Genomic DNA, 18,621 nt, shown 5'->3' on the forward strand with positions numbered 1-18,621 from the left:
TCACAGCCCGGCCAGCCTGGCTTCTCCCCGCGCGGACAGGTGCTCGCGCAGCCTCGTGCCCTCCTCGGCCGGCAGTCCGGGAAGGAAGGCGTTCGTGGCGGGGGACGCGGTGTGGAGCTTGAGGGTGCAGATCCCGAAGGCGCGCTCGATGGGCCCGACGGCCACGTCGACGTACTGCATGCGGCCGTAGGGCACCACCATGGTGCGCTGGAAGAACACGCCCTGGCGGACGAGGAGATCGTCGTCGCGCTCGGCGTAGCCGATCGCCGCCACCTGGCGGGGGAGCAGCAGGCCGCGCCAGGCGGCGATGACGAGCACGACGGCGGGCAGTCCCCACGCGAGCCAGGAGGGCGGGAAGGACTCCCACACTCCGGTGAGGCGCAGCACCAGGGGGACGCTCGCGAGGACGAGCCAGACCAGCGAGCCGATGAGCCAGCCCAGGAGCCTGACGCGCAGGTACTTCGGCGACACCCTCGACCACTCGAGCCCGGACGGGTCGATCGGTTCCCTACGCATATTCCCCCTCGCTGTGGCCCGCGGCTCCCGTGCCGTCGTCGTCGGGCGGAAGCCTGCAGAAGTTCTCCACGACCAATCCCACCATGATCATCACGATCCCGCCCACCATGAGCGCCACGGATCCCCACAGGGGTGCCGTGACGGAGCGGACAGAGAGGAGCATCACCTGGTCGACGAAGATCCCGGCGTGCCAGCCGAGGTTCAGGGCGCCCGCATACGCGCACGCCTGGGCGAGGACGAGGGTGCGGGTCGCGAGGATGGGATCGAGTGGCCGGTCGCGCTTGCCGTTGCGCCACAGCAGGACGCGGCGGCCGGACACGAGGGTGATGGCGATGATCACCGCGGTCGTGACGAGCGATGTCAGGGGCAGGGTCGGCGTCCCGTAGCCGTTCCGCGTCGCGAGCCAGTTGACCAGCCAGCCCGCGAGTCCGGCCACCAGTCCCACCAGGGCCAGCCAGCTGAACCGAAGGGTACTCACAGCGTCCTAGACTCCCTCGAAGGGCGCCAGGCCCGCAAGGTCCCCGGCTTCCGCGGCCAGTTCGATCACGGGCCGGCCGTCGAGCTGCGCACCCGAATCCATCCAGGCCCACGGCTGCAGGACGAAGGCGCGGGAGGCCGCACGAGGGTGCGGGATGGTCAGGGCGGGATCCTGCGACGTCCAGGAGCCGTACGTGATGATGTCGATGTCGAGGGTGCGGGGACCCCAGCGGACGGTGCGCTTGCGATGGTGCCGGTCCTCCACCGCCTGGCAGTGCGCGAGGAGCTCGTACGGTCCGAGGTCCGTCTCCACCTCGATCACCATGTTGAGGTAGTCGGGCTGGTCCGGACCGCCCACGGGCTTGGTCCGCACCACGGGGGACACCGCGTGCAGCCGGACGTTCCCGGGCTCCACGATGTCCGCGACAGCCAGGACGAGCGTGTCGCTGCTGGCTCCCAGGTTGCTTCCGAGGGCGAGCACCGACCGCACCGTGCTGCTCACGGCCGGCTCCGGCGGAGGGTCACGGCGACGTCGCCGAACGGCACCTCGATGGGCGCCTTCGGCTTGTGCACGGTGACGTCGACCGCCTGGACCGGGAAGGCTCCGAGGACCGCCGCCGCAAGGGTCTCCGCGAGGGCTTCGATGAGGTCGAAGGGGTCGCCTCCGATGATGCCGTGGACCAGCTCGGCGAGTTCACCGTAGTGCGCCGTCCGCGACAGGTCATCGCTGGTGCCGGCCGGCTGCAGGTCGAGGTGGAGCACGAGGTCCACGACGAAGGGCTGCCCGTCCCGGCGCTCGTGGTCGAAGACGCCGTGGTATCCCTTCGCGGTGATGCCCTTCAGGACCACGGCGTCGAGGAGTCCCGAGGGCGAGCCGGGGCGGCTGGGGGCCGGTGTGCCGGTCACGGTCGGGAACCGGCGGCAGCAGCCACCTTGACGGCGTCGAGGGTCGCGGCGGGATCGTGGACCCGGACGGACCAGGCGCCGGCGGCAGCAGCCAGGGTGGCGACGGCGAGCGATGCGGCGTCACGCTCGACGGGCGCGGCGGCCTTCCCGGCCGAGGTGAGCAGCGTCCCCAGGAACCGCTTGCGGGACGCGCCGACGAGCACGCGGTGCCCCAGCCCGATGAAGGCGTCGAGGTTCCTCAGGATCGCCCAGTTGTGCGCGTCGGTCTTCGCGAAACCCAGCCCCGGATCGAGGATGATCTGCTCGGCGGCGACTCCGGCGGCGACGAAGCGGTCCCGCAGTTCGGCGAGTTCCGCCGTCACCTCGGCGACCACGTCGCCGTAGTCGGCCAGGCTGTCCATGGTCGCCGCGGTGCCCCTGCGGTGCGTCAGGACGTACGGGATTCCGCGCTCGGCGATGAGCGCCGGCATCGCGGGATCGTGCTCGCTTCCCGAGATGTCGTTGACGATGGCCGCACCGGCGTCGAGCGCCTGCCGCGCCGTCTCGGCGTGCATGGTGTCGATGCTCACGAGGGCCCCTGCCTTCACGAGCGCCCGGACCACGGGGAGCACGCGCGCGAGTTCCTCCTCGACCGGCACCTCGCGGGCGTTCGGGCGCGTGGACTCGCCGCCGACGTCGATGACGTCCGCGCCGCCGTAGTGCATCCGCAGTCCGTGGCTGATCGCGTCGTCCGTGGTGGCGTACTTGCCGCCGTCGCTGAACGAATCAGGCGTGACGTTGAGGATTCCCATGACGACGGCGCGGTCCGCGGGCAGGTCCCGGACCGTCTTGGCTGCGCGGACGGGCCGGATGACGGGCAACGGCGAGGTTGCCGGTCCGGTTCCGGGCGCTGCGGCGAGAGAGTCCATGGGGTAGGTCCTACTTTCCGAGTATGAGGCTCATGGCCTCGGCGCGCGTCGCCGTCTCGCGGATCTGGCCGCGTACGGCCGACGTGACGGTCTTCGCGCCGGGCTTCCGCACCCCGCGCATCGACATGCACATGTGTTCGCACTCGATGACGACGATAGCGCCCTTGGGCTTGAGGTGTTCCATCATCGCATCGACGATCTGCGTGGTCAGCCGCTCCTGCACCTGGGGGCGTCGGGCGTAGACCTCCACGAGCCGCGCCAGCTTGCTGAGGCCGGTCACCCGTCCATCGCTCGAGGGGATGTAGCCGAGGTGCGCCGTACCGTGGAACGGCACCAGGTGGTGCTCGCAGGTCGAGTAGAACGGGATGTCCTTGACCAGGACGAGCTCCTGGTGGTTCAGGTCGAAGGAGGTCGAGAGGACGTCCTCGGCGTCCTGGTGCAGCCCGGCGAACATCTCCGCGTACGCCTTGGCCACGCGCTGCGGGGTGTCGAGCAGACCGTCGCGGTCGGGATCCTCCCCGATGGCCGCCAGGATCTCCCGGACAGCGCGCTGGATGCGAGGCTGGTCCACCGGCGATCCTGTCGCCATCAGTGCGGCGTCCACCACTTCGTCGTCGAAATCCGTCATACGTCATCTCCCCCCTCGTAGGGCACTGCTCACCTCCGGCCTCATGGCCGGAGGCGTATCGCTGCGGACTAGCTGTCCCGGGTCTCCCTGGGGCCGTCGCCGGCTTCGGGAGACGGGAGGTCGGAGCCCTGGACGTCGAAACCACCGGGGATGTCGGCGTCGGCGATCTGGTCCTGCGGCGCGACCGTCTCGGGTGCCGGCTGGCCGCCCTCGAGTGCCTCCGCGCGTTCCTTGCGGGACGTCACCGGTGGCAGCGAGTGCACGGGGCGGGTCTGCTTGGACAGCCACACCTCACGCAGTTCGCGCTTGCGCACGTTGTGGAACACTTCGGCGATCTCGGCCTGGTTCAGGGTCTCCCGCTCGAGGAGTTCGAGGGCGAGGCGGTCGAGGACGTCGCGGTTCTCGGTGAGGATCTGGTACGCCTCATCGTGCGCGTTGTCGATCAGGCGGCGCACTTCCTCGTCGACGACGAGGGCGATCTGGTCGGAGTAGTCGCGGTCGCTGCCCATGTCGCGGCCGAGGAACGGCTCTCCGGCGCCCTGTCCGAGCTTCACGGCGCCGATGCGCTCGCTCATCCCGTACTGCGTGACCATCTTGCGTGCGGTCCCGGTGGCCTTCTCGATGTCGTTCGAGGCTCCGGTCGAGGGATCGTGGAACACGATCTCCTCGGCGACCCGGCCGCCCATCGCGTAGGCGAGCTGGTCGAGCAGTTCGTTGCGGGTCACGGAGTACTTGTCGTCGCTCGGCATGACCATGGTGTATCCCAGGGCCCGTCCGCGCGGCAGGATGGTCACCTTGGTCACCGGGTCCGTGTTCCGCAGCGCCGCAGCCACCAGGGCGTGTCCGCCCTCGTGGTATGCGGTGATCTTGCGCTCGAGTTCCTTCATCACGCGGCTGCGCTTCTGCGGACCGGCGATGACGCGGTCGATCGCCTCGTCCAGGGCGCGGTCGTCGATGAGCTGCGCGTTCGAACGGGCCGTGAGGAGTGCGGCCTCGTTCAGGACGTTGGCGAGATCCGCACCGGTGAATCCCGGGGTCTTCTTGGCAACGCCCCTGAGGTCGACGCCGGACGCCATCGGCTTGCCCTTGGAGTGCACGGTGAGGATGTGCTCGCGCCCCTTCATGTCCGGGGCCTCGACGCCGATCTGGCGATCGAACCGGCCAGGGCGCAGGAGCGCGGGGTCCAGGACGTCGGGACGGTTGGTCGCGGCGATGAGGATCACGTTGGTGGTTGCGTCGAAGCCGTCCATCTCGACCAGGAGCTGGTTGAGGGTCTGCTCGCGTTCGTCGTTGCCGCCGCCGACGCCGGCTCCGCGGTGGCGCCCGACCGCGTCGATCTCGTCCACGAAGATGATGGCCGGCGAGTTGTTCTTGGCCTGCTCGAAGAGGTCCCGGACACGGGAGGCACCGACACCCACGAACATCTCGACGAAGTCGGAACCGGAGATCGAGTAGAAGGGCACTCCCGCCTCTCCGGCGACCGCGCGGGCGAGGAGGGTCTTGCCGGTACCGGGAGGGCCGTACAGCAGGACACCCTTGGGGATCTTGGCACCGAGGGCCTGGAACTTGGCAGGCTCCTGCAGGAACTCCTTGATCTCGAGCAGTTCCTCGACCGCCTCGTCCGCGCCGGCGACATCGTTGAACGTGACCTGCGGCATGTCCTTCGAGATCAGCTTGGCCTTGGACTTGCCGAACTGCATGACCTTCGAGCCGCCACCCTGCATGCGGCTGAGGAGGAACCAGAAGATGACGCCGAGGATCAGGATGGGGAAGATCAGGCCCGCGAGGCTGAGCAGCCAGTTGCTCTCGGCCGGCTGGTCGGTGAATCCGTCCGTGTCCGAGGCGTTGATGGCGTCGACCACACCCTCGGCACGCGCCGTGCTGTAGAAGAACTGGACGCTCTTGCCCTTGTCGTCGTAGTCCTCGCGCAGCGTGAGGTCCACGCGCTGCTCGCCGTCGTAGATCTTGGCCTGCGACACCTGGTCATCTTCGAGGAGCTGCAGGCCGACGTTGGTGTCGACGCGGGAGCTGCCGGTGCCGAACAGGCTCGGGAGGACCAGCAGGAGCGCCACGACCGCCAGGACGATCCAGAAGATGGGCCCCTTGAAGATGTTCTTGAATTTCATTCGTCTCAGGGCAGCAAGCCCTGTCCCTCCTGCTGATGCAAGTAAAAATGTGCGGGCGCACTGCTGTACGGGTGCCCTGTGAGCACCTCAACATATACACCGTCTCCGATTCACCACGCGCGGATCTCGCCAATAGTTCCCTCTTGGCGTAGCGCCGCATGCGGCGGGGGACGTCCTATTCGTAGACGTGGGGCGCCAGCGTACCGATGAAATCGAGGTTGCGGTACTTCTCCGCGAAGTCGAGGCCGTAGCCGACGACGAATTCGTTCGGTATGTCGTAGCCGACGTACTTGACGTCGATATCGACCTTCGCGGCGGCAGGTTTGCGCAGGAGCGTGCAGATCTCGACCGAGGCGGGACCGCGGGACAGCAGGTTCGCCTTGAGCCAGGACAGCGTCAGGCCGGAGTCGATGATGTCCTCGGCGATCAGCACGTGCTTGCCCATGAGGTCCGTCTCGAGGTCCTTGAGGATCCGGACGACGCCGGAGGACTGCGTTCCCGAGCCGTAGGAGGAGACGGCCATCCAGTCCATCGTGATGTGGGAGTGGAGCGCGCGCGCGAGGTCCGCCATGACCATCACCGCACCCTTGAGGACACCCACGAGGAGGATCTCCCGGCCCTCGTAGTCGGCATCGATCTGCTGCGCCAGTTCGTCGATCCGCTGCTGGATCTCTTCCTTGGTGTAGAGGACGTGCTTGAGATCTGACTGGACGTCGTTGGAATCCACCGATTACTCCTGGGTTGGACGGCGCGACTGCTTCACGCCGGGGCCATAGTTGCTGCCATTGTTTCTAAGGACAAGATTGCCATAGCTTGGTTCCCCGCGAAGAACCGCCCGTCCCCGTACCTGCCGGTGTACGCTCACCTTCCCGCCCAGCTGCACGGGCCCCGCGGAGCCGGTCCTGCCGAGCAGCGATTCGGCGGCGCGGAGCCGCTCGAAGCTCGGCTGGAACGCTCCCAGCTCGAGGGCGGCGAGGGCGAGGACCCGCTGCCGGAGTGCCGCGGGCAGTGCCCGCAGGCCGTCCTCCGGCAGGAGCACCGAACCGTCGTCGCCCGGAATCCGCAGTGAGGCGTACGCTTCGGCGCTCAGCCGTTCGAGGAGGTCCGCGTCCTGCCCCAGGATGCGGGCGGTACGCGCGAGGGCCTGGGCGATCCCCGGGCCCAGCCGGTCCTCGAGGAACGGCAGCACCTCGCCGCGGACCCTCGAACGGGCGTAGGCCGGGTCGAGGTTGGTGGGGTCGTGCCACGGTTCCAGGGAGTAGAAGCCGCAGATCGCCTCGGTATCGGCACGCCGCAGGTCGAGGAACGGCCGGAGGTACAGGCCCCGGCGCGCGGGCATGCCCGCGAGGGACCGGGTGCCGGAACCGCGGGCCAGACCGAGCAGCACCTGTTCGGCCTGGTCGTCGAGCGTGTGCCCGAGCAGCACCGCGGCGGCGCCGAGGCGGGCTGCGGCGTCGTCGAGCGCGGCGTAGCGGGCGCTCCTGGCCGCCGCCTCCGGGCCCATGCCGTCGCGGTCCACGCTGACTGTGCGTATCTCGACGGGATCGAGGCCGAGGTTCCGGGCCGCATCTGCCGCACGGCGCGCCGTCGCGCCGCTGCCCGGCTGGAGCTGGTGGTCGACGACGACGGCGCCGACCCGGCAGCGCCCGGTGGAGGCGAGATGGGCGGCCACGGCCGCGAGCGCGAGCGAGTCAGGACCACCGCTGCAGGCGACCAGGACGAGCGGCAGACCGGCGGAGGGCGGGCCGCCTGAGTTTCGCAGCGGATCAGGCAGGATCCCCTCGAGGCTCGCTGCAAGCAGGTTCCGCGCCGTACCGACGGCGGGCAGCAGCCGTGGGCGCCTAGCCATGCCGGCGCAGGCTCATCCTGTCGATCCACTCGTCGGGGGCGTGGATCTCCCGTTCCGTGGGCAGGTGCGACGCCGCGTCCCACACCGCGTTGAAGCCGTCCATGCCGGTCTGGCTGACCACCCGGCGGACGAACTTGGCGCCGTCGCTGTACTGGCGCATCTTGGCATCCAGTCCCATCAGCTGCCGGATGACCTTCTCCAGCGGCCCGCGGGACTTGCCACGTGCGTTGAAGCGGCGGCGAATCGTCTTGACCGACGGGACGATGCTGCCGTCCACCCCGTCCATCACGACGTTCGCGTGGCCTTCGAGCAGGCTCATCACTGCGGTGAGGTGCGACAGGCGGGCCTTGTCGTCCGGGTCCTGCAGGATGGACAGCACGCCGACGTTCTGCGACGGAGCGTCGTCCGGGGCGGTGTGCTCCCCGCGGGCACGGGCCTTGGCCGTGGTGATGTTCTTCACGGCCTCACCGAGGCGCTCCGACAGTGAGTCCGCCTTGTCCATCAGCCCGGAGGTCAGCTGCCCGATATGGCTGGTCATGTGGTCCTTCAGCCAGGGTGCGGCCGCGAACTGCACGCGGTGCGTCTGCTCGTGCAGGCATACCCACAGCCGGAAGTCGGACGGATCGACGTTCAACTCCCGCTCCACCGAGATGATGTTCGGTGCCACGAGCATGAGGCGCCCGCCCTGGCCGTTGCGCGAGGGCACGAACGGGTCGTACTGTCCCAGCACCTTGCTCGAGAGGAAGGCGAGGATGGCACCGAGCTGCGCGCCCGTCACCGTCCCGCCGAGCGCCAGGGACGCGGATTTCAGGGCCTCGGGTCGCGACTCCGCGAGCTGGTCGAGCGCGGGTTCCATCAGGATGCGGAAACTCTGCGAGTTGGCCCTGGACCACGACGCGCGGTCCACGATCAGCAGTTCGGAATCGCGGAGGTCCCGCGCCGCGTCCAGCCGCGAGATGGCGTGGACGTGGTTCACCGACGCGTCCGCGAGTTCGCGCATGTTCTGCACGGCGCGGCCGATCTCCGCCGGTTTCATGGAGGGCCCGGCCGGAGCCAGGGACGCGGCGGTCGAGGCCGCGAGATCCCAGTTGACCAGCTGCGGGCGGGGTTCGGCGGACTCGTTCCTGGACATGCGCCTATTCGATCACACCCCGCCGACGGCCGCTCCCAGGGGGTCGGACGGAGCGGGCTGTTCGTCTGATGGCGAACGGATCAGCGGCAGCCGCACCCCGCCAGGACGGCGGCTGCTCGATCGGCTGCCGCGCGCGCCTCCACCGTGTTCCCGTCGAGTCCCGCCGCGAGGAAGGAGAACACGAGCAGACGGCCGTCCGCCGTGACCACGTGCCCCGTGAGCCCCGTGACGGCGTTGAGCGTCCCGGTCTTCGCGCGCACCGTTCCCGCCCCGGCCACGGCCGGCCCGTCGTCCGCGTTGAAGCGCGTGGCGAGCGTGCCGGTCAGCCCGGCGATGGGCAGCGACTGCGCGACGGCGGCGAGCCCCTGCTCCTCCGAGGTGGTGGTCCCGCGGACGAGCACGGCGAGCTGGGCGGGCGAGACGGCGTTGCGGGTGGACAGCCCTGCCGCGTCCCCGATGACGAGCCCCTCCTCGGGCACACCCAGCCGTGCGGCCGCGGCGGCGAGTGCCTCGGTGGCTCCTCCGAAGGACGCCGGGCGCCCGCTGTCCAGCGCGGCGATGCGCGCGAGGGCCTCGGCCAGGTAGTTGTCTGAGATCTCCAGCATGCGGCGCACCTGGTCCTCGAGGGGCGCCGATTCGACGGCCGCGAGGGTCTCCGCCGCCTCGGGCGCGGCCTGGCGCTCCACATCCGGGCGGACGGTGATGCCGCGGTCCGCGGCCGCGGCGGTGAGGGCTGCGGTGAAGATCCGGGCGGCCTCGAGGGCGGCGTCCTCCGAGCGGGGGCCCGCGGTCCGGCCCTCCTCGAGCCAGGCCGAGTTGACCGCGAGCGCGTGCAGCGGGGCGATCTCCCCGGCGTCGATGTCACCCGGGGCCCAGGTGGGGTTCAGGGCGGCGCCCGCGAAGAGGGTGTCGTCGAGGTAGACGGTGTAGGGCCCGGAGTCGTCCGGAAGGGCCGCGGCCGTGTCGGCGGCGAGTGTCCCCAGCCCGGCGCGCCCGACGACGGCCCCGGGATCGGACGGGCCCGAGCCGAGGAGCACGTCTCCCCCGCCCTGCAGGTACAGCGCCCCGGGCATGGCCTCGGGGGCGAGCACCGTCGTCTTCAGGGTCTTCCCGGGCTGCCCGAAGGTCAGGGCGGCGACGGCGGTGAACAGCTTGATGTTGGATGCCGGCGCCTGGAGGCGGTCCGGGTCCTTCCCGTACAGCACGCTGCCGTCCACGGAGTCGACGACCGTGCCCGCGAAACCGCCCGGGCCGGGGATCTGCAGGGCCGCATCGAGCGCCGGGCCCAGGACCGCAGCCTCCGGTGGGGCGGCCGACGGGGAGAGCGGGGTGACGACGTCGGGTTGGGCCACGTCGGCCGGCGGGACCTGGGGCGCGGGGGTGACGGGAGGCGCCACCGGCGGTGCCGGATCGACCACCGCCAGCACTGCCGGAGTGAGCCGGGCCGCCACGGGCACCGCGATCGCCGTCATGACCAGGACCAGGAGGAGGCCGGCCAGCAGGCGGAGCGGGCGCTTCATGGTGTCCTTTCGCAAGGTCTCGCCGAGCAACCCGGGAACCGCGGGCAAATGCGCTGGTACCGCCGGCCGACCGATATGTTAGGGCTGACGATTAAACAGTAGACCGCCAGGGCGGCCCTCCTCCGGAGGGCGCGGCAGCCGGTCACCCTCGCACCACCGACCTACCACCAGGAGTTGCCATGAAGCTCGACGTCACCATCGAGATCCCGAAGGGCTCGCGCGTCAAGTACGAGATCGACCACGACACCCACCGGCTGCGCCTCGACCGCGTCCTGTTCACGGCCATGCAGTACCCCACGCACTACGGCTACTTCGAGAACACCCTCGGCGAGGACGGCGACCCCCTGGACGCGCTGGTCCTCCTGCAGGACTTCGACCTCATCCCCGGCGTCCTGGTCGAGTCGCGGCCGATCGGCGTCTTCAACATGACCGACGACGGCGGCGGGGACGCCAAGGTCCTCTGCGTGCCCGTGGATCCGCGCTTCGACCACATCCAGGAGCTGTCCGACGTCTCGGACTTCCTGCTCGACGAGATCAAGCACTTCTTCACGAAGTACAAGGACCTGGAGCCGGGCAAGTGGGTCGAGGCCGCGGACTGGGCAGGCCGCGAGGAGGCGGAGGCAGAGATCGAGGCCTCGCTCAAGCGCTTCAAGGAGATCGGCGATGCCAGCGAGGAGGACGAGCCGCAGGGCCGCTCCGTCGACGTCGAGGCGAAGAACGCCACCGAGACCCCCGAGGGCCGCTAGCCCCGGTCCTTCCGGCAGCTCCCGCCATCGGCCCCTTCCGGGCATCGATGGCGGGAGCGCCTGCGTCTCCGGGGGCGGCAGCACGTCGCAGCCTCGCCACCCCGGGGGACCGGGCGCAGAAACCGACCCGAATGAGTTGATGTGCTGGCGCCGGCATCCATACTGTTGCCATGCACTACGTCCTGACGATCAACCAGCGCGACTCGCGCGAGGTCGGCGACCTCGTGGGCGACCTGCTCAAGGCCCTGCGCAACCTGCCGACAGTGGTCCCGTTCCAGCGCTCGGTCGGGGACGAGGTGCAGGGCGTGGTCGATTCGGCGTCGACGGCGGTGGATGCCGCGCTGCGGGCCGTCCGCCACCGGCGCTGGCACGTGGGCATCGGGGTCGGCGGCCTCACTCCCCCGGTCCCCGAGCGGCTCGCCGAGGCGGAGGGCTACGGGCTGGTCTATGCGCGCCGCGCGGTCAACCGGGCCCGGAAGACCGGCGAGCGCATCCCCCTCGCGGTCGAGGGGCCCGACGGCGAGATCGCAGCGGAGGCCGAGGCGGTCCTCCGGCTGCTCGGGCAGATCGTCCATACGCGCACCGAGGCCGAGTGGACCGTCCTGGACCTGCTGACCCCGGGCGCCCGGGGTCAGCAGAAGTACGTCGCCCAGGAACTGGGCATCACCACGCAGGCCGTGAGCCGGGCCGTCGTCCGCTCGCACTGGATGGAGGAGTGGGCCACGCGCCCCGCCGCAGCCAGACTGCTCGACCTCACCTACGGGCCGGCGTCGCTCCCCGAGGCGAGCCTGGCGTACTGACGCACCGGACACCGGCCGGCGGTCCCGTGACGGAGCGGCCCCCCGAGGGTCTTGAGTCGTCGGGTCGATCACCCTACCGTGGTGCGAACGACAAGCACCCCAGGAGATGACATGTCCCTCGTCCGCGTGCACAACTTCTCGGTCTCCCTCGACGGCTTCGGCACGGGCGAAGGGCAACGGTTCGACGCTCCGTTCGGCCATGCCGGCTCGCGGCTCATGGACTGGGCCGTCGACACGCGCACCTTCCGCGAGATGGGCATCCCGGGCACGTCCGAGGCGTCTTTCGGCGTCGATGATGCGCTTGCAAGCAGATGGGGTGCCGGGATCGGCGTGGAGATCATGGGCCGCAACAAGTTCGGCCCGCAGCGCGGCCCCTGGGAGGACGAGGAATGGAAGGGATGGTGGGGGGATGACCCTGTCTTCCACACCCCCGTCGTCGTCCTGACGCACCACCCGCGGCCGACACTCGAGATGGAGGGCGGAACCACCTTCCACTTCGTCGACGCCGACCCCGCCTCCGCGCTCCGGCAGGCGCGTGCCCTGGCCGGCGACCTCGACATCCGGATCGGTGGCGGCGTCAGCACGGTCCGACAGTTCCTCGAGGCCGATCTGATCGACCACCTGCACGTGGTCCTCGTGCCGATCGTCCTGGGCAGGGGTGAACGGCTCTGGGACGGACTGGAGGGACTCGAAGAGCGCTTCGACATCGAAGCGACCCCTTCACCCTCCGGGGTGCTCCATCTGGTCCTCTCGCGTCGCGCCGCCCCGTGAGCGGTCAGACCAGGGAACGGTCAGACCAGGGAGCGCAGGACCTTCGCGGCGCCGTCGTCGAAGACGGTGCCCGTGACCTCGGAGGCGGCGGAACGGACCTCGTCGGGTGCCTGTCCCATGGCCACGCCCCGCGCCGCCCACTGGAGCATCTCGATGTCGTTCCGGCCGTCGCCCATGGCCACCGTGAGGCTCCGGTCCGTTCCGAGCCGCTGCCGGAGGACCTCCAGCGCGCTCGCCTTCGTGACTCCGGAGGCCGCGATGTCCAGCCACGCGGTCCAGCCCACGGAGTAGGTCACCCCGTGCAGGCCGATGGAACCGACCGCGGCGCCGAACTCGTCGGCCGAGCTGTCGGTACTGAAGACGACGACGCGCACGGCGCGGCTCTCCAGCATCTCCTCGAAGTCGACGCTCTCGGCCTCGGAACCGAAGCTGGCATCCTGGAAGCTCTCCGTGGAGAGGAAGCGGCCGCGGTCGTCCTCGAGGGCGTACTTCGCCGAGGGAAGCTTCTCGCGGAGGGCCGACAGCGCAGGCTTCGGATCGAACGTGACGCGATCGAGGACCTCGAAGCCGTCCGGAAGTGCGGTGTCGATCCGCAGGGTGACCCCGCCGTTGGAGCACACGGCGTAACCGCGCGTGATCCCGAGGAGCCGGATCACCGGGAGCGTGGCCCCCAGGGACCGGCCCGTGGCGATGATGACGTCGTGCCCGGCTTCGATGACGGCCCGCGCGGCGTCGCGCACCTCCTCCGTCATCGACCCCTCGTGGTCCACGAGGGTGCCGTCGACGTCGAGGGCTATGAGGTGGCGTTTACGGTTCTCCTGCCGGTCATCGATGCCGGCATTGATCAAAGTGCTCATACATCAGTGAACCAGACCGCGGTGACGCCCGGCTAGCGCGGCGACAGTACCGGAAAGACTTCCAGACCGTTGAGGTACGGCCGCAGCGCAGCAGGCACCGTGACCGAGCCGTCCGGGTTCTGGTGGTGCTCGAGGATCGCCACGATCCAGCGCGTGGTGGCGAGCGTGCCGTTCAGGGTCGCGACGGCCCGCGTGCCCTTGGCGCCCTCACCCTCCTGGCGCTCGCGGATGTTGAGACGCCGGGCCTGGAACGTGGTGCAGTTCGACGTCGAGGTGAGTTCGCGGTAGTCGCCCTGGGTGGGGACCCATGCCTCGCAGTCGAACTTCCGGGCCGCGGACATCCCGAGGTCGCCGGCGGCCGTGTCGATGACGCGGTAGGGCAGCTCGACCTTCGCGAGCATCTCCTCCTCCCACGCGAGGAGGCGCTCGTGCTCCGCGGCGGCATCCTCGACCGTGGTGTAGGTGAACATCTCCACCTTGTTGAACTGGTGGACCCGGATGATGCCGCGGGTGTCCTTGCCGTGCGAGCCGGCCTCGCGGCGGTAGCAGGACGACCAGCCCGCGTACCGCACGGGCCCGGCACCGAGGTCGATGATCTCGTCGGAGTGGTAGCCGGCGAGGGCCACCTCCGAGGTGCCCACGAGGTACAGGTTGTCCTCTTCGAGCCGGTAGATCTCGGCGTCGTGCGCTATGTCGAAGCCGGTGCCCTGCATGGTCTCGGGCCGTACGAGGGTGGGGGTGATCATCGGCGTGAAACCGGACCTGATCGCCTGGTCGAGGGCCATCTGCAGCAGTGCGATCTCGAGGCGCGCGCCGACGCCCTTGAGGAAGTAGAAGCGTGATCCTGAGACCTTGGCCCCGCGCTCCATGTCGATCGCGCCGATCAGCTCGCCGATCTCCAGGTGGTCGCGGGGCTCGAAGCCCTCGGCTGCGAAGTCCCGCGGGGTGCCGACCTTCCTGAGCACCACGTAGTCGTCCTCGCCGCCCTCGGGCACACCCTCCTGCACGAGGTTCGGCAGCTTGCGAAGGAGTGCCTCCTGCTCGGCCTTGGCCTCCTCGGAACCGGCTGCGGCGGCCTTGACGGAGGCGGCGAGTTCCTTGACCTCGGCCAGGAGTGCCTGCTTCTCCTCACCCTTGGCCTGCGCCACCCTCTTCCCGAAGGCGTTCTGCTCGGCGCGGAGCGTCTCGTACGCCGTGACGGACTCCCTGCGCTTCGTGTCCGCTGCGAGGACGGCGTCGACGAGCGACTCGTCCGCCCGTCGGGCGCGCTGCGATGCTCGGAACTGCTCGGGATTCAGGCGGAGGTCGTTGACGTCGATCACACCGTCAAGACTACCCAAATCCGCAGGGGCGGCAGGCCGCGGGGCCGGGCCGCTATTGTGGATGACCATGCGCCGCAAACTGCTCGCCGGAACCGCCGCGGCGTCAGCCGCCGTCGCATCCGTCCAGACCTACTGGTCCGTCCGGCGGCTGCAGCAGACCCGCACGCCCACCGCATCGGTGCACGAGCCCGAGCCGGTGGCCGAAGGCCCCCAGCGTGTCGCCCTGGTGCTCAATCCCTCCAAGCTGCAGGCCGGGACGACCCGCGCCCTCGTCGAGCAGGCGTGTTCGGACGCAGGCTGGGAGCCTCCACTCGTCCTCGAGACCACCGTCGAGGATCCCGGGACGGGCCAGGCGGAGCGGGCCCTGGAAGCGGGTGCCGACGTCGTCATCGCAGCCGGCGGCGACGGAACGGTGCGGGCCGTGGCGCAGGCGCTCGCGCATCGGCCGGCCGCACTCGGGCTGCTGCCGCTCGGCACCGGGAACCTGCTGGTGCGGAACCTCGGCCTGCCGTACCACGACATCGCCGGGTGCCTCCGCCTCGCCCTCCACGGACACGAGCGGCGGATCGACATGGCACGGATCGGTCTTCGGAACGACCGCACCGATGTGACGTCGGAGCATCCGTTCCTCGTCATGGGCGGTGTGGGTTTCGACGCGAGCGTGGTGGCCGACGCGAAGCAGGACCTCAAGGACAAGTTCGGCTGGCTGGCCTACAGCGAGGCGGGCGTCCGCCACCTGCCCGGCCGGCGGCGCCGGATCTCCATCAGCCTCGACGGCCAGCCGCCGCAGAGCCGCAAGGTCCGCAGCCTGCTCGTGGCCAACTGCGGGAAACTCCCCGCGGGTGTCGACTTCGTGCCGGACGCCGTGATCGACGACGGCTACCTCGACGTGGTGGTACTCAGTCCGCGCAGCCTCCTGGGCTGGACGTGGATGGCGGCGACGATCCTCCTGCGGCACCGCGGCGGGACCCCGGTGATCAGCTACTACCGCGCGAAGGAGGTCACCGTGCGGTCGGCCGACCCGATCGCGACCCAGCTCGACGGCGATGCCTCCGGGGCCATCACCTCGATGACGGCCCGTGTGGACCCGGACGCACTGATGGTCCGGGTGCCTGCTCCGGCTCCCGGACCATCAGGGTCGACCTCGGTGCTACCCCTGCCGGCGTGGCGCAGGACGTGGCAGCGGGGCCGGCAGCGGATCCTTCGCGGTTCCTAGCAGGACGGCGGTCCTAGCGGTCGCGGTCCGTGTATTCGCCCTGTCCCTCGGGCTCGTCGATGAGGGGCTTGTCCTTGTCGGTGTACTCGCCCTCCTCCTCCGGCTTCTGGGCGGAGGTGTAGCCACCGGATCCGCCGGCGGGCTCGCTGCTGGTGTAGTGCCCCTCCTGCTCGGCGGCGTCCACCGCTTCCGAGGCGTCCCGGTCGGCGCGATCGGCCTGCTGGTCGATGAGGGCCTGCTCCTCGGCGAAGCGGAGATCGTTGCCCTGGTCGCCGGCGTCGCCCTGCCAGTTCGGATCCGACGTCGAGCCGTCACCCTCGTTGGGGTTCACGATGTGTCCTCCATGAGCGTTCTCGGTCATGATGCTGCCTTTCGTCGAAGGATGCGCTCCTCGTTGGGCGCCCGTTGCCAGCGTACTGACGAACGGGATGGTTGGAAATGCGGGGGTCAGTCCCGCAGGAGCTCCTGCACGGCCTTCTCCGAGGCCGAGTAGGTGGTGATCGGGATGACCTCCCCGCTCATGAACCGGTCCACGAGCCTCGGGTCCACGTAGGAGCTCCGGGCCACGGTCGGCGTGTTGCCGAGGTGATCGGCGACCGCCTTCATCGTGGCGCTGACGGCCTTCTGCCGCGCGGTGCGACTCGTCGCCTTCAGGTCCTCCTTGGCCAGGGCCATCGCCGCGACGACGGTGGCCTGCCACGTCCTGAAGTCCTTCGCGGTGAAGGGGCCTCCCGTGACCTGGCGCAGGAACTCGTTGAGCTGCGAACCGTCGACGTGGTGCCATTTGCCGTCGTCCGTCTGGTACGCGAGCACCGTGTCCGGGTCCTCGCGTTGGATCATGGGGCGCAGCGCGCCGGCGAGGTCCCCGTCCTCCAGGCGCGTGTCCCAGTGCTGGCCGCTCTTGCCCGGGAAATCGAAGGTGACCACGTCACCCTCGACCGTGCAGTGCTCCACGAGCAGCGTCGTGACGCCGAACGAGCCGTTTGCCTCCGCGTACTGCGTGGAGCCGATCCTCAGGGCACCGGCGTCGACGATCCGCAGTGCCGCGGCGAAGGCACGCTCCCTCGTCACGCCGTCGCTGCGCAGGTGCTGCGTGATGACCCGACGCGCGCTGGGGAGTTTGGCACCGAAATCGAGGGCGCGGTCGAACTTCTCACGGTCCTTCTGCTCACGCCACGCCGGGTGGTACATGTACTGGCGCCGGCCGGCGTCGTCCGTGCCGATCGCCTGGACGTGCCCGTTCGGGTACGGCGCTATCCACACGTCCTTCCACGCCGGCGGGATCACCAGGTCCCTGATGCGCTCGATCTCGTCGCGGTCCTGCAGCAGTTCCCCGTTCGGCGCGCGGTAGCTGAAGCCCTTGCCGTGGCGACGACGGGTGATACCGGGCCTGCGCGTGTTGCTGCGGCGCAATCGAGCCATCGGGAGAACCAACCTTCTGGTGGGAGGAGGACCTGCGATAGTAAGCCTACTGTGCTTTACTCCTTCCCGCGCAGCGCCCTCAGCGGCCCCCGAGGATCTCGCCGAGCCATGCATCGGCCGCGCCGAAGGCGTCGTCGGTGGTGTGGCGCTCGACCGCGGGCGCGCGGCGGTCGGCGCGCGCATAGGACCCGAGGAACCGCAGGCCCGGGCTGATGCGGTGGAGTCCCTTGAGGGCGTCGGCGACGCGGGCGTCCTCGACGTGGCCGTCGGCGTCCACGCTGAAGAAGTAGTCACCGAGGAACTGGCCGGTCGGCCTGGATTCGATGCGGCTGAGGTTCACACCCCGGGCCGCGAACTGGTCGAGGATCTGCATGAGGGCACCCGGGTGGTCCTCGGGCAGGGGGATCACGAGCGTGGTCTTGTCCGCTCCGGTGCGAGGGGGCAGGGCGTGCGGACGGCCGACGAGGATGAAGCGGGTCACCGCATCGGCGATGTCGCCGATATCCGTCGCGAGGACGGCCAGCCCGAGGCGTTCCGCGACGAGCGGGGAGCAGATCGCGGCATCGTAGCCGCCGTCGCCGGCGAGTCCGTAGGCGGCAGCAGCGGTCGACGACGCCGGGAAGTATTCCGCGTCCAGTACGTTCGCGTCCACCCAGGTGCGGCACTGCGCCCAGGCGTGGCCGTGGGTGGCGATGCGCCGGACCCCCCCGAGCGTGGCTCCCTGCCGGGCGGCGAGCACGAACGTGATCGACACGAGTTCCTCGCGCAGGATCCGCAGGGGCTCGCCGACGGCGATGGCGTCGAGGGTCGCACTCACGCCGCCCTCGACGGAGTTCTCGATGGGCACCATCGCGGCGTCCACGGACCCGGACCGCACGGCGTCGAGCGCCGACGCCACGGTCGACGCCGGGACGCGGCGGGCGGTGTAGGCGCCGGGCACCTGGAGGAGGGCGGCCTCGGTGAAGGTACCCTCCGGTCCCAGGTAGGCGTAGGAGGTGGTGTCCGGATGCGTCACAGGACGGTGGGCTCGCTGCCCGTCTCGGCCACCATCGGCTTGCCGGCCTCGAGCCAGGCGCCCATGCCGCCGCTCACGTTGGTGGCGGTGTAGCCATTGCCCTCGAGCCACTCGGCCGCGCGCTGCGAGCGGCCGCCGCTGCGGCAGATCACGTGCAGGTCCTCGTCAGGGTCCAGCTCGCCGAGCCGGGCCGGCAACTGGTCGAGCGGGATGTGCAGGGCGCCGTCGACGTGGCCGGCCTCCCACTCGTAGTCCTCGCGGACGTCGAGGATGCGTGCGTCGTCGGGCACGGCTGTCACCGGTACGTTCTGGGGTTCGCTCATGTGCCTACCTTTTCACGCGTCGGCGTGGCATCGCCATTGCTACGGACCCATCCGGGACCGTACTGCGGCATAGTTGTGCCTGTCGTC

General features: G+C 70.0%; 20 protein-coding genes and 1 pseudogene. 4 read left to right on the forward strand and 17 right to left on the reverse strand.

What is annotated here, in order from left to right:
- The 11 genes from AC1MFI_RS04785 to dacB all read right to left on the reverse strand — a co-directional run bounded on the left by AC1MFI_RS04785 (position 1) and on the right by dacB (position 10,062).
- Positions 1-516, reverse strand: a complete 516-nt coding sequence (locus tag AC1MFI_RS04785; RefSeq protein ID WP_479819989.1) for a PH domain-containing protein — start codon at positions 514-516, stop codon at positions 1-3.
- Positions 509-994 (reverse strand): DUF3180 domain-containing protein, encoded by a 486-nt coding sequence (locus AC1MFI_RS04790; RefSeq protein WP_479819990.1) that lies wholly within the window; start codon positions 992-994, stop codon positions 509-511. The genes AC1MFI_RS04785 and AC1MFI_RS04790 overlap by 8 nt, the downstream gene beginning before the upstream one ends.
- A 6-nt stretch (positions 995-1,000) precedes the next feature.
- Positions 1,001-1,495, reverse strand: a complete 495-nt coding sequence (gene folK / locus AC1MFI_RS04795) for a 2-amino-4-hydroxy-6-hydroxymethyldihydropteridine diphosphokinase (RefSeq protein ID WP_479819991.1) — start codon at positions 1,493-1,495, stop codon at positions 1,001-1,003.
- Positions 1,492-1,899 (reverse strand): dihydroneopterin aldolase, encoded by a 408-nt coding sequence (gene folB / locus AC1MFI_RS04800; RefSeq protein ID WP_479819992.1) that lies wholly within the window; start codon positions 1,897-1,899, stop codon positions 1,492-1,494. The genes folK and folB overlap by 4 nt, the downstream gene beginning before the upstream one ends.
- Complete coding sequence (folP, locus tag AC1MFI_RS04805) at positions 1,896-2,807, reverse strand: dihydropteroate synthase (RefSeq protein WP_479819993.1); 912 nt, start codon at positions 2,805-2,807, stop codon at positions 1,896-1,898. Before folP ends, folB begins: the two co-directional genes overlap by 4 nt.
- 10 nt (positions 2,808-2,817) lie before the next feature.
- Positions 2,818-3,435 (reverse strand): GTP cyclohydrolase I FolE, encoded by a 618-nt coding sequence (folE, locus tag AC1MFI_RS04810; protein ID WP_479819994.1) that lies wholly within the window; start codon positions 3,433-3,435, stop codon positions 2,818-2,820.
- Positions 3,436-3,503: 68 nt separating this feature from the next.
- The gene (gene ftsH, locus AC1MFI_RS04815; protein WP_479819995.1) at positions 3,504-5,561 is read right to left on the reverse strand and encodes an ATP-dependent zinc metalloprotease FtsH; all 2,058 of its coding nucleotides are present in this window, start codon (positions 5,559-5,561) and stop codon (positions 3,504-3,506) included.
- Between the two features lie 175 nt (positions 5,562-5,736).
- A complete protein-coding gene (gene hpt / locus AC1MFI_RS04820; RefSeq protein WP_400483368.1) occupies positions 5,737-6,288 on the reverse strand; it encodes a hypoxanthine phosphoribosyltransferase in 552 nt (183 codons plus the stop codon).
- 3 nt (positions 6,289-6,291) lie between these two features.
- A complete protein-coding gene (tilS, locus tag AC1MFI_RS04825) occupies positions 6,292-7,410 on the reverse strand; it encodes a tRNA lysidine(34) synthetase TilS (RefSeq protein ID WP_479819996.1) in 1,119 nt (372 codons plus the stop codon).
- Entirely contained in the window at positions 7,403-8,542 is a 1,140-nt protein-coding gene (locus AC1MFI_RS04830) for a zinc-dependent metalloprotease (protein ID WP_479819997.1), read from the reverse strand. Before AC1MFI_RS04830 ends, tilS begins: the two co-directional genes overlap by 8 nt.
- Before the next feature lie 80 nt (positions 8,543-8,622).
- Positions 8,623-10,062: a D-alanyl-D-alanine carboxypeptidase/D-alanyl-D-alanine endopeptidase gene (gene dacB / locus AC1MFI_RS04835; RefSeq protein WP_479819998.1), complete on the reverse strand. Its 1,440-nt coding sequence runs from the start codon at positions 10,060-10,062 to the stop codon at positions 8,623-8,625.
- A gap of 179 nt (positions 10,063-10,241) precedes the next feature.
- Between dacB and AC1MFI_RS04840 the strand changes: the two are divergent.
- From AC1MFI_RS04840 to AC1MFI_RS04850, 3 genes and pseudogenes are all read left to right on the forward strand, one after another.
- Positions 10,242-10,712, forward strand: a pseudogene (locus AC1MFI_RS04840) (inorganic diphosphatase); the annotation flags it as partial.
- Between the two features lie 266 nt (positions 10,713-10,978).
- Entirely contained in the window at positions 10,979-11,608 is a 630-nt protein-coding gene (locus AC1MFI_RS04845) for a hypothetical protein (protein ID WP_479819999.1), read from the forward strand.
- Between the two features lie 111 nt (positions 11,609-11,719).
- Positions 11,720-12,379 carry a dihydrofolate reductase family protein gene (locus AC1MFI_RS04850; protein ID WP_479820000.1) on the forward strand — a complete coding sequence of 220 codons (660 nt, stop codon included), beginning with the start codon at positions 11,720-11,722 and terminating at the stop codon, positions 12,377-12,379.
- Positions 12,380-12,399: 20 nt separating this feature from the next.
- Here the strand turns inward: AC1MFI_RS04850 and AC1MFI_RS04855 are convergent, their stop codons facing one another.
- Together AC1MFI_RS04855 and serS are read right to left on the reverse strand one after the other, a co-directional pair.
- A complete protein-coding gene (locus AC1MFI_RS04855) occupies positions 12,400-13,236 on the reverse strand; it encodes an HAD family hydrolase (protein ID WP_479820001.1) in 837 nt (278 codons plus the stop codon).
- Between the two features lie 32 nt (positions 13,237-13,268).
- Entirely contained in the window at positions 13,269-14,558 is a 1,290-nt protein-coding gene (serS, locus tag AC1MFI_RS04860; protein ID WP_479820002.1) for a serine--tRNA ligase, read from the reverse strand.
- A gap of 67 nt (positions 14,559-14,625) precedes the next feature.
- Between serS and AC1MFI_RS04865 the strand changes: the two genes are divergently transcribed.
- Complete coding sequence (locus AC1MFI_RS04865; protein WP_479820003.1) at positions 14,626-15,774, forward strand: diacylglycerol/lipid kinase family protein; 1,149 nt, start codon at positions 14,626-14,628, stop codon at positions 15,772-15,774.
- Between the two features lie 13 nt (positions 15,775-15,787).
- Here AC1MFI_RS04865 and AC1MFI_RS04870 read toward each other — a convergent pair whose 3' ends face one another.
- The 4 genes from AC1MFI_RS04870 to AC1MFI_RS04885 all read right to left on the reverse strand — a co-directional run bounded on the left by AC1MFI_RS04870 (position 15,788) and on the right by AC1MFI_RS04885 (position 18,534).
- Positions 15,788-16,135: a hypothetical protein gene (locus tag AC1MFI_RS04870; protein WP_479820004.1), complete on the reverse strand. Its 348-nt coding sequence runs from the start codon at positions 16,133-16,135 to the stop codon at positions 15,788-15,790.
- A gap of 86 nt (positions 16,136-16,221) precedes the next feature.
- The gene (locus tag AC1MFI_RS04875; RefSeq protein ID WP_479820005.1) at positions 16,222-17,196 is read right to left on the reverse strand and encodes a DNA topoisomerase IB; all 975 of its coding nucleotides are present in this window, start codon (positions 17,194-17,196) and stop codon (positions 16,222-16,224) included.
- Positions 17,197-17,275: 79 nt separating this feature from the next.
- Positions 17,276-18,211, reverse strand: a complete 936-nt coding sequence (gene pheA, locus AC1MFI_RS04880) for a prephenate dehydratase (RefSeq protein ID WP_479820006.1) — start codon at positions 18,209-18,211, stop codon at positions 17,276-17,278.
- Positions 18,208-18,534, reverse strand: coding sequence for a rhodanese-like domain-containing protein (locus tag AC1MFI_RS04885; protein ID WP_479820007.1), 327 nt, complete (start codon positions 18,532-18,534; stop codon positions 18,208-18,210). Before AC1MFI_RS04885 ends, pheA begins: the two co-directional genes overlap by 4 nt.
- Positions 18,535-18,621: the final 87 nt, after the last annotated feature.

It is taken from the genome of Arthrobacter sp. BC5 (assembly GCF_056680255.1).

Excerpts from the sequence above, each read along its gene's own strand:
- AC1MFI_RS04785 (WP_479819989.1), bottom strand. The coding sequence starts at position 516 with ATGCGTAGGGAACCGATCGACCCGTCCGGGCTCGAGTGGTCGAGGGTG.
- folP (WP_479819993.1), bottom strand. The coding sequence starts at position 2,807 with ATGGACTCTCTCGCCGCAGCGCCCGGAACCGGACCGGCAACCTCGCCG.
- folE (WP_479819994.1), bottom strand. The coding sequence starts at position 3,435 with ATGACGGATTTCGACGACGAAGTGGTGGACGCCGCACTGATGGCGACA.
- ftsH (WP_479819995.1), bottom strand. The coding sequence starts at position 5,561 with ATGAAATTCAAGAACATCTTCAAGGGGCCCATCTTCTGGATCGTCCTG.
- tilS (WP_479819996.1), bottom strand. The coding sequence starts at position 7,410 with ATGGCTAGGCGCCCACGGCTGCTGCCCGCCGTCGGTACGGCGCGGAAC.
- AC1MFI_RS04830 (WP_479819997.1), bottom strand. The coding sequence starts at position 8,542 with ATGTCCAGGAACGAGTCCGCCGAACCCCGCCCGCAGCTGGTCAACTGG.
- dacB (WP_479819998.1), bottom strand. The coding sequence starts at position 10,062 with ATGAAGCGCCCGCTCCGCCTGCTGGCCGGCCTCCTCCTGGTCCTGGTC.
- AC1MFI_RS04845 (WP_479819999.1), top strand. The coding sequence starts at position 10,979 with ATGCACTACGTCCTGACGATCAACCAGCGCGACTCGCGCGAGGTCGGC.
- AC1MFI_RS04850 (WP_479820000.1), top strand. The coding sequence starts at position 11,720 with ATGTCCCTCGTCCGCGTGCACAACTTCTCGGTCTCCCTCGACGGCTTC.
- AC1MFI_RS04855 (WP_479820001.1), bottom strand. The coding sequence starts at position 13,236 with ATGAGCACTTTGATCAATGCCGGCATCGATGACCGGCAGGAGAACCGT.
- AC1MFI_RS04865 (WP_479820003.1), top strand. The coding sequence starts at position 14,626 with ATGCGCCGCAAACTGCTCGCCGGAACCGCCGCGGCGTCAGCCGCCGTC.
- AC1MFI_RS04870 (WP_479820004.1), bottom strand. The coding sequence starts at position 16,135 with ATGACCGAGAACGCTCATGGAGGACACATCGTGAACCCCAACGAGGGT.
- AC1MFI_RS04875 (WP_479820005.1), bottom strand. The coding sequence starts at position 17,196 with ATGGCTCGATTGCGCCGCAGCAACACGCGCAGGCCCGGTATCACCCGT.
- AC1MFI_RS04885 (WP_479820007.1), bottom strand. The coding sequence starts at position 18,534 with ATGAGCGAACCCCAGAACGTACCGGTGACAGCCGTGCCCGACGACGCA.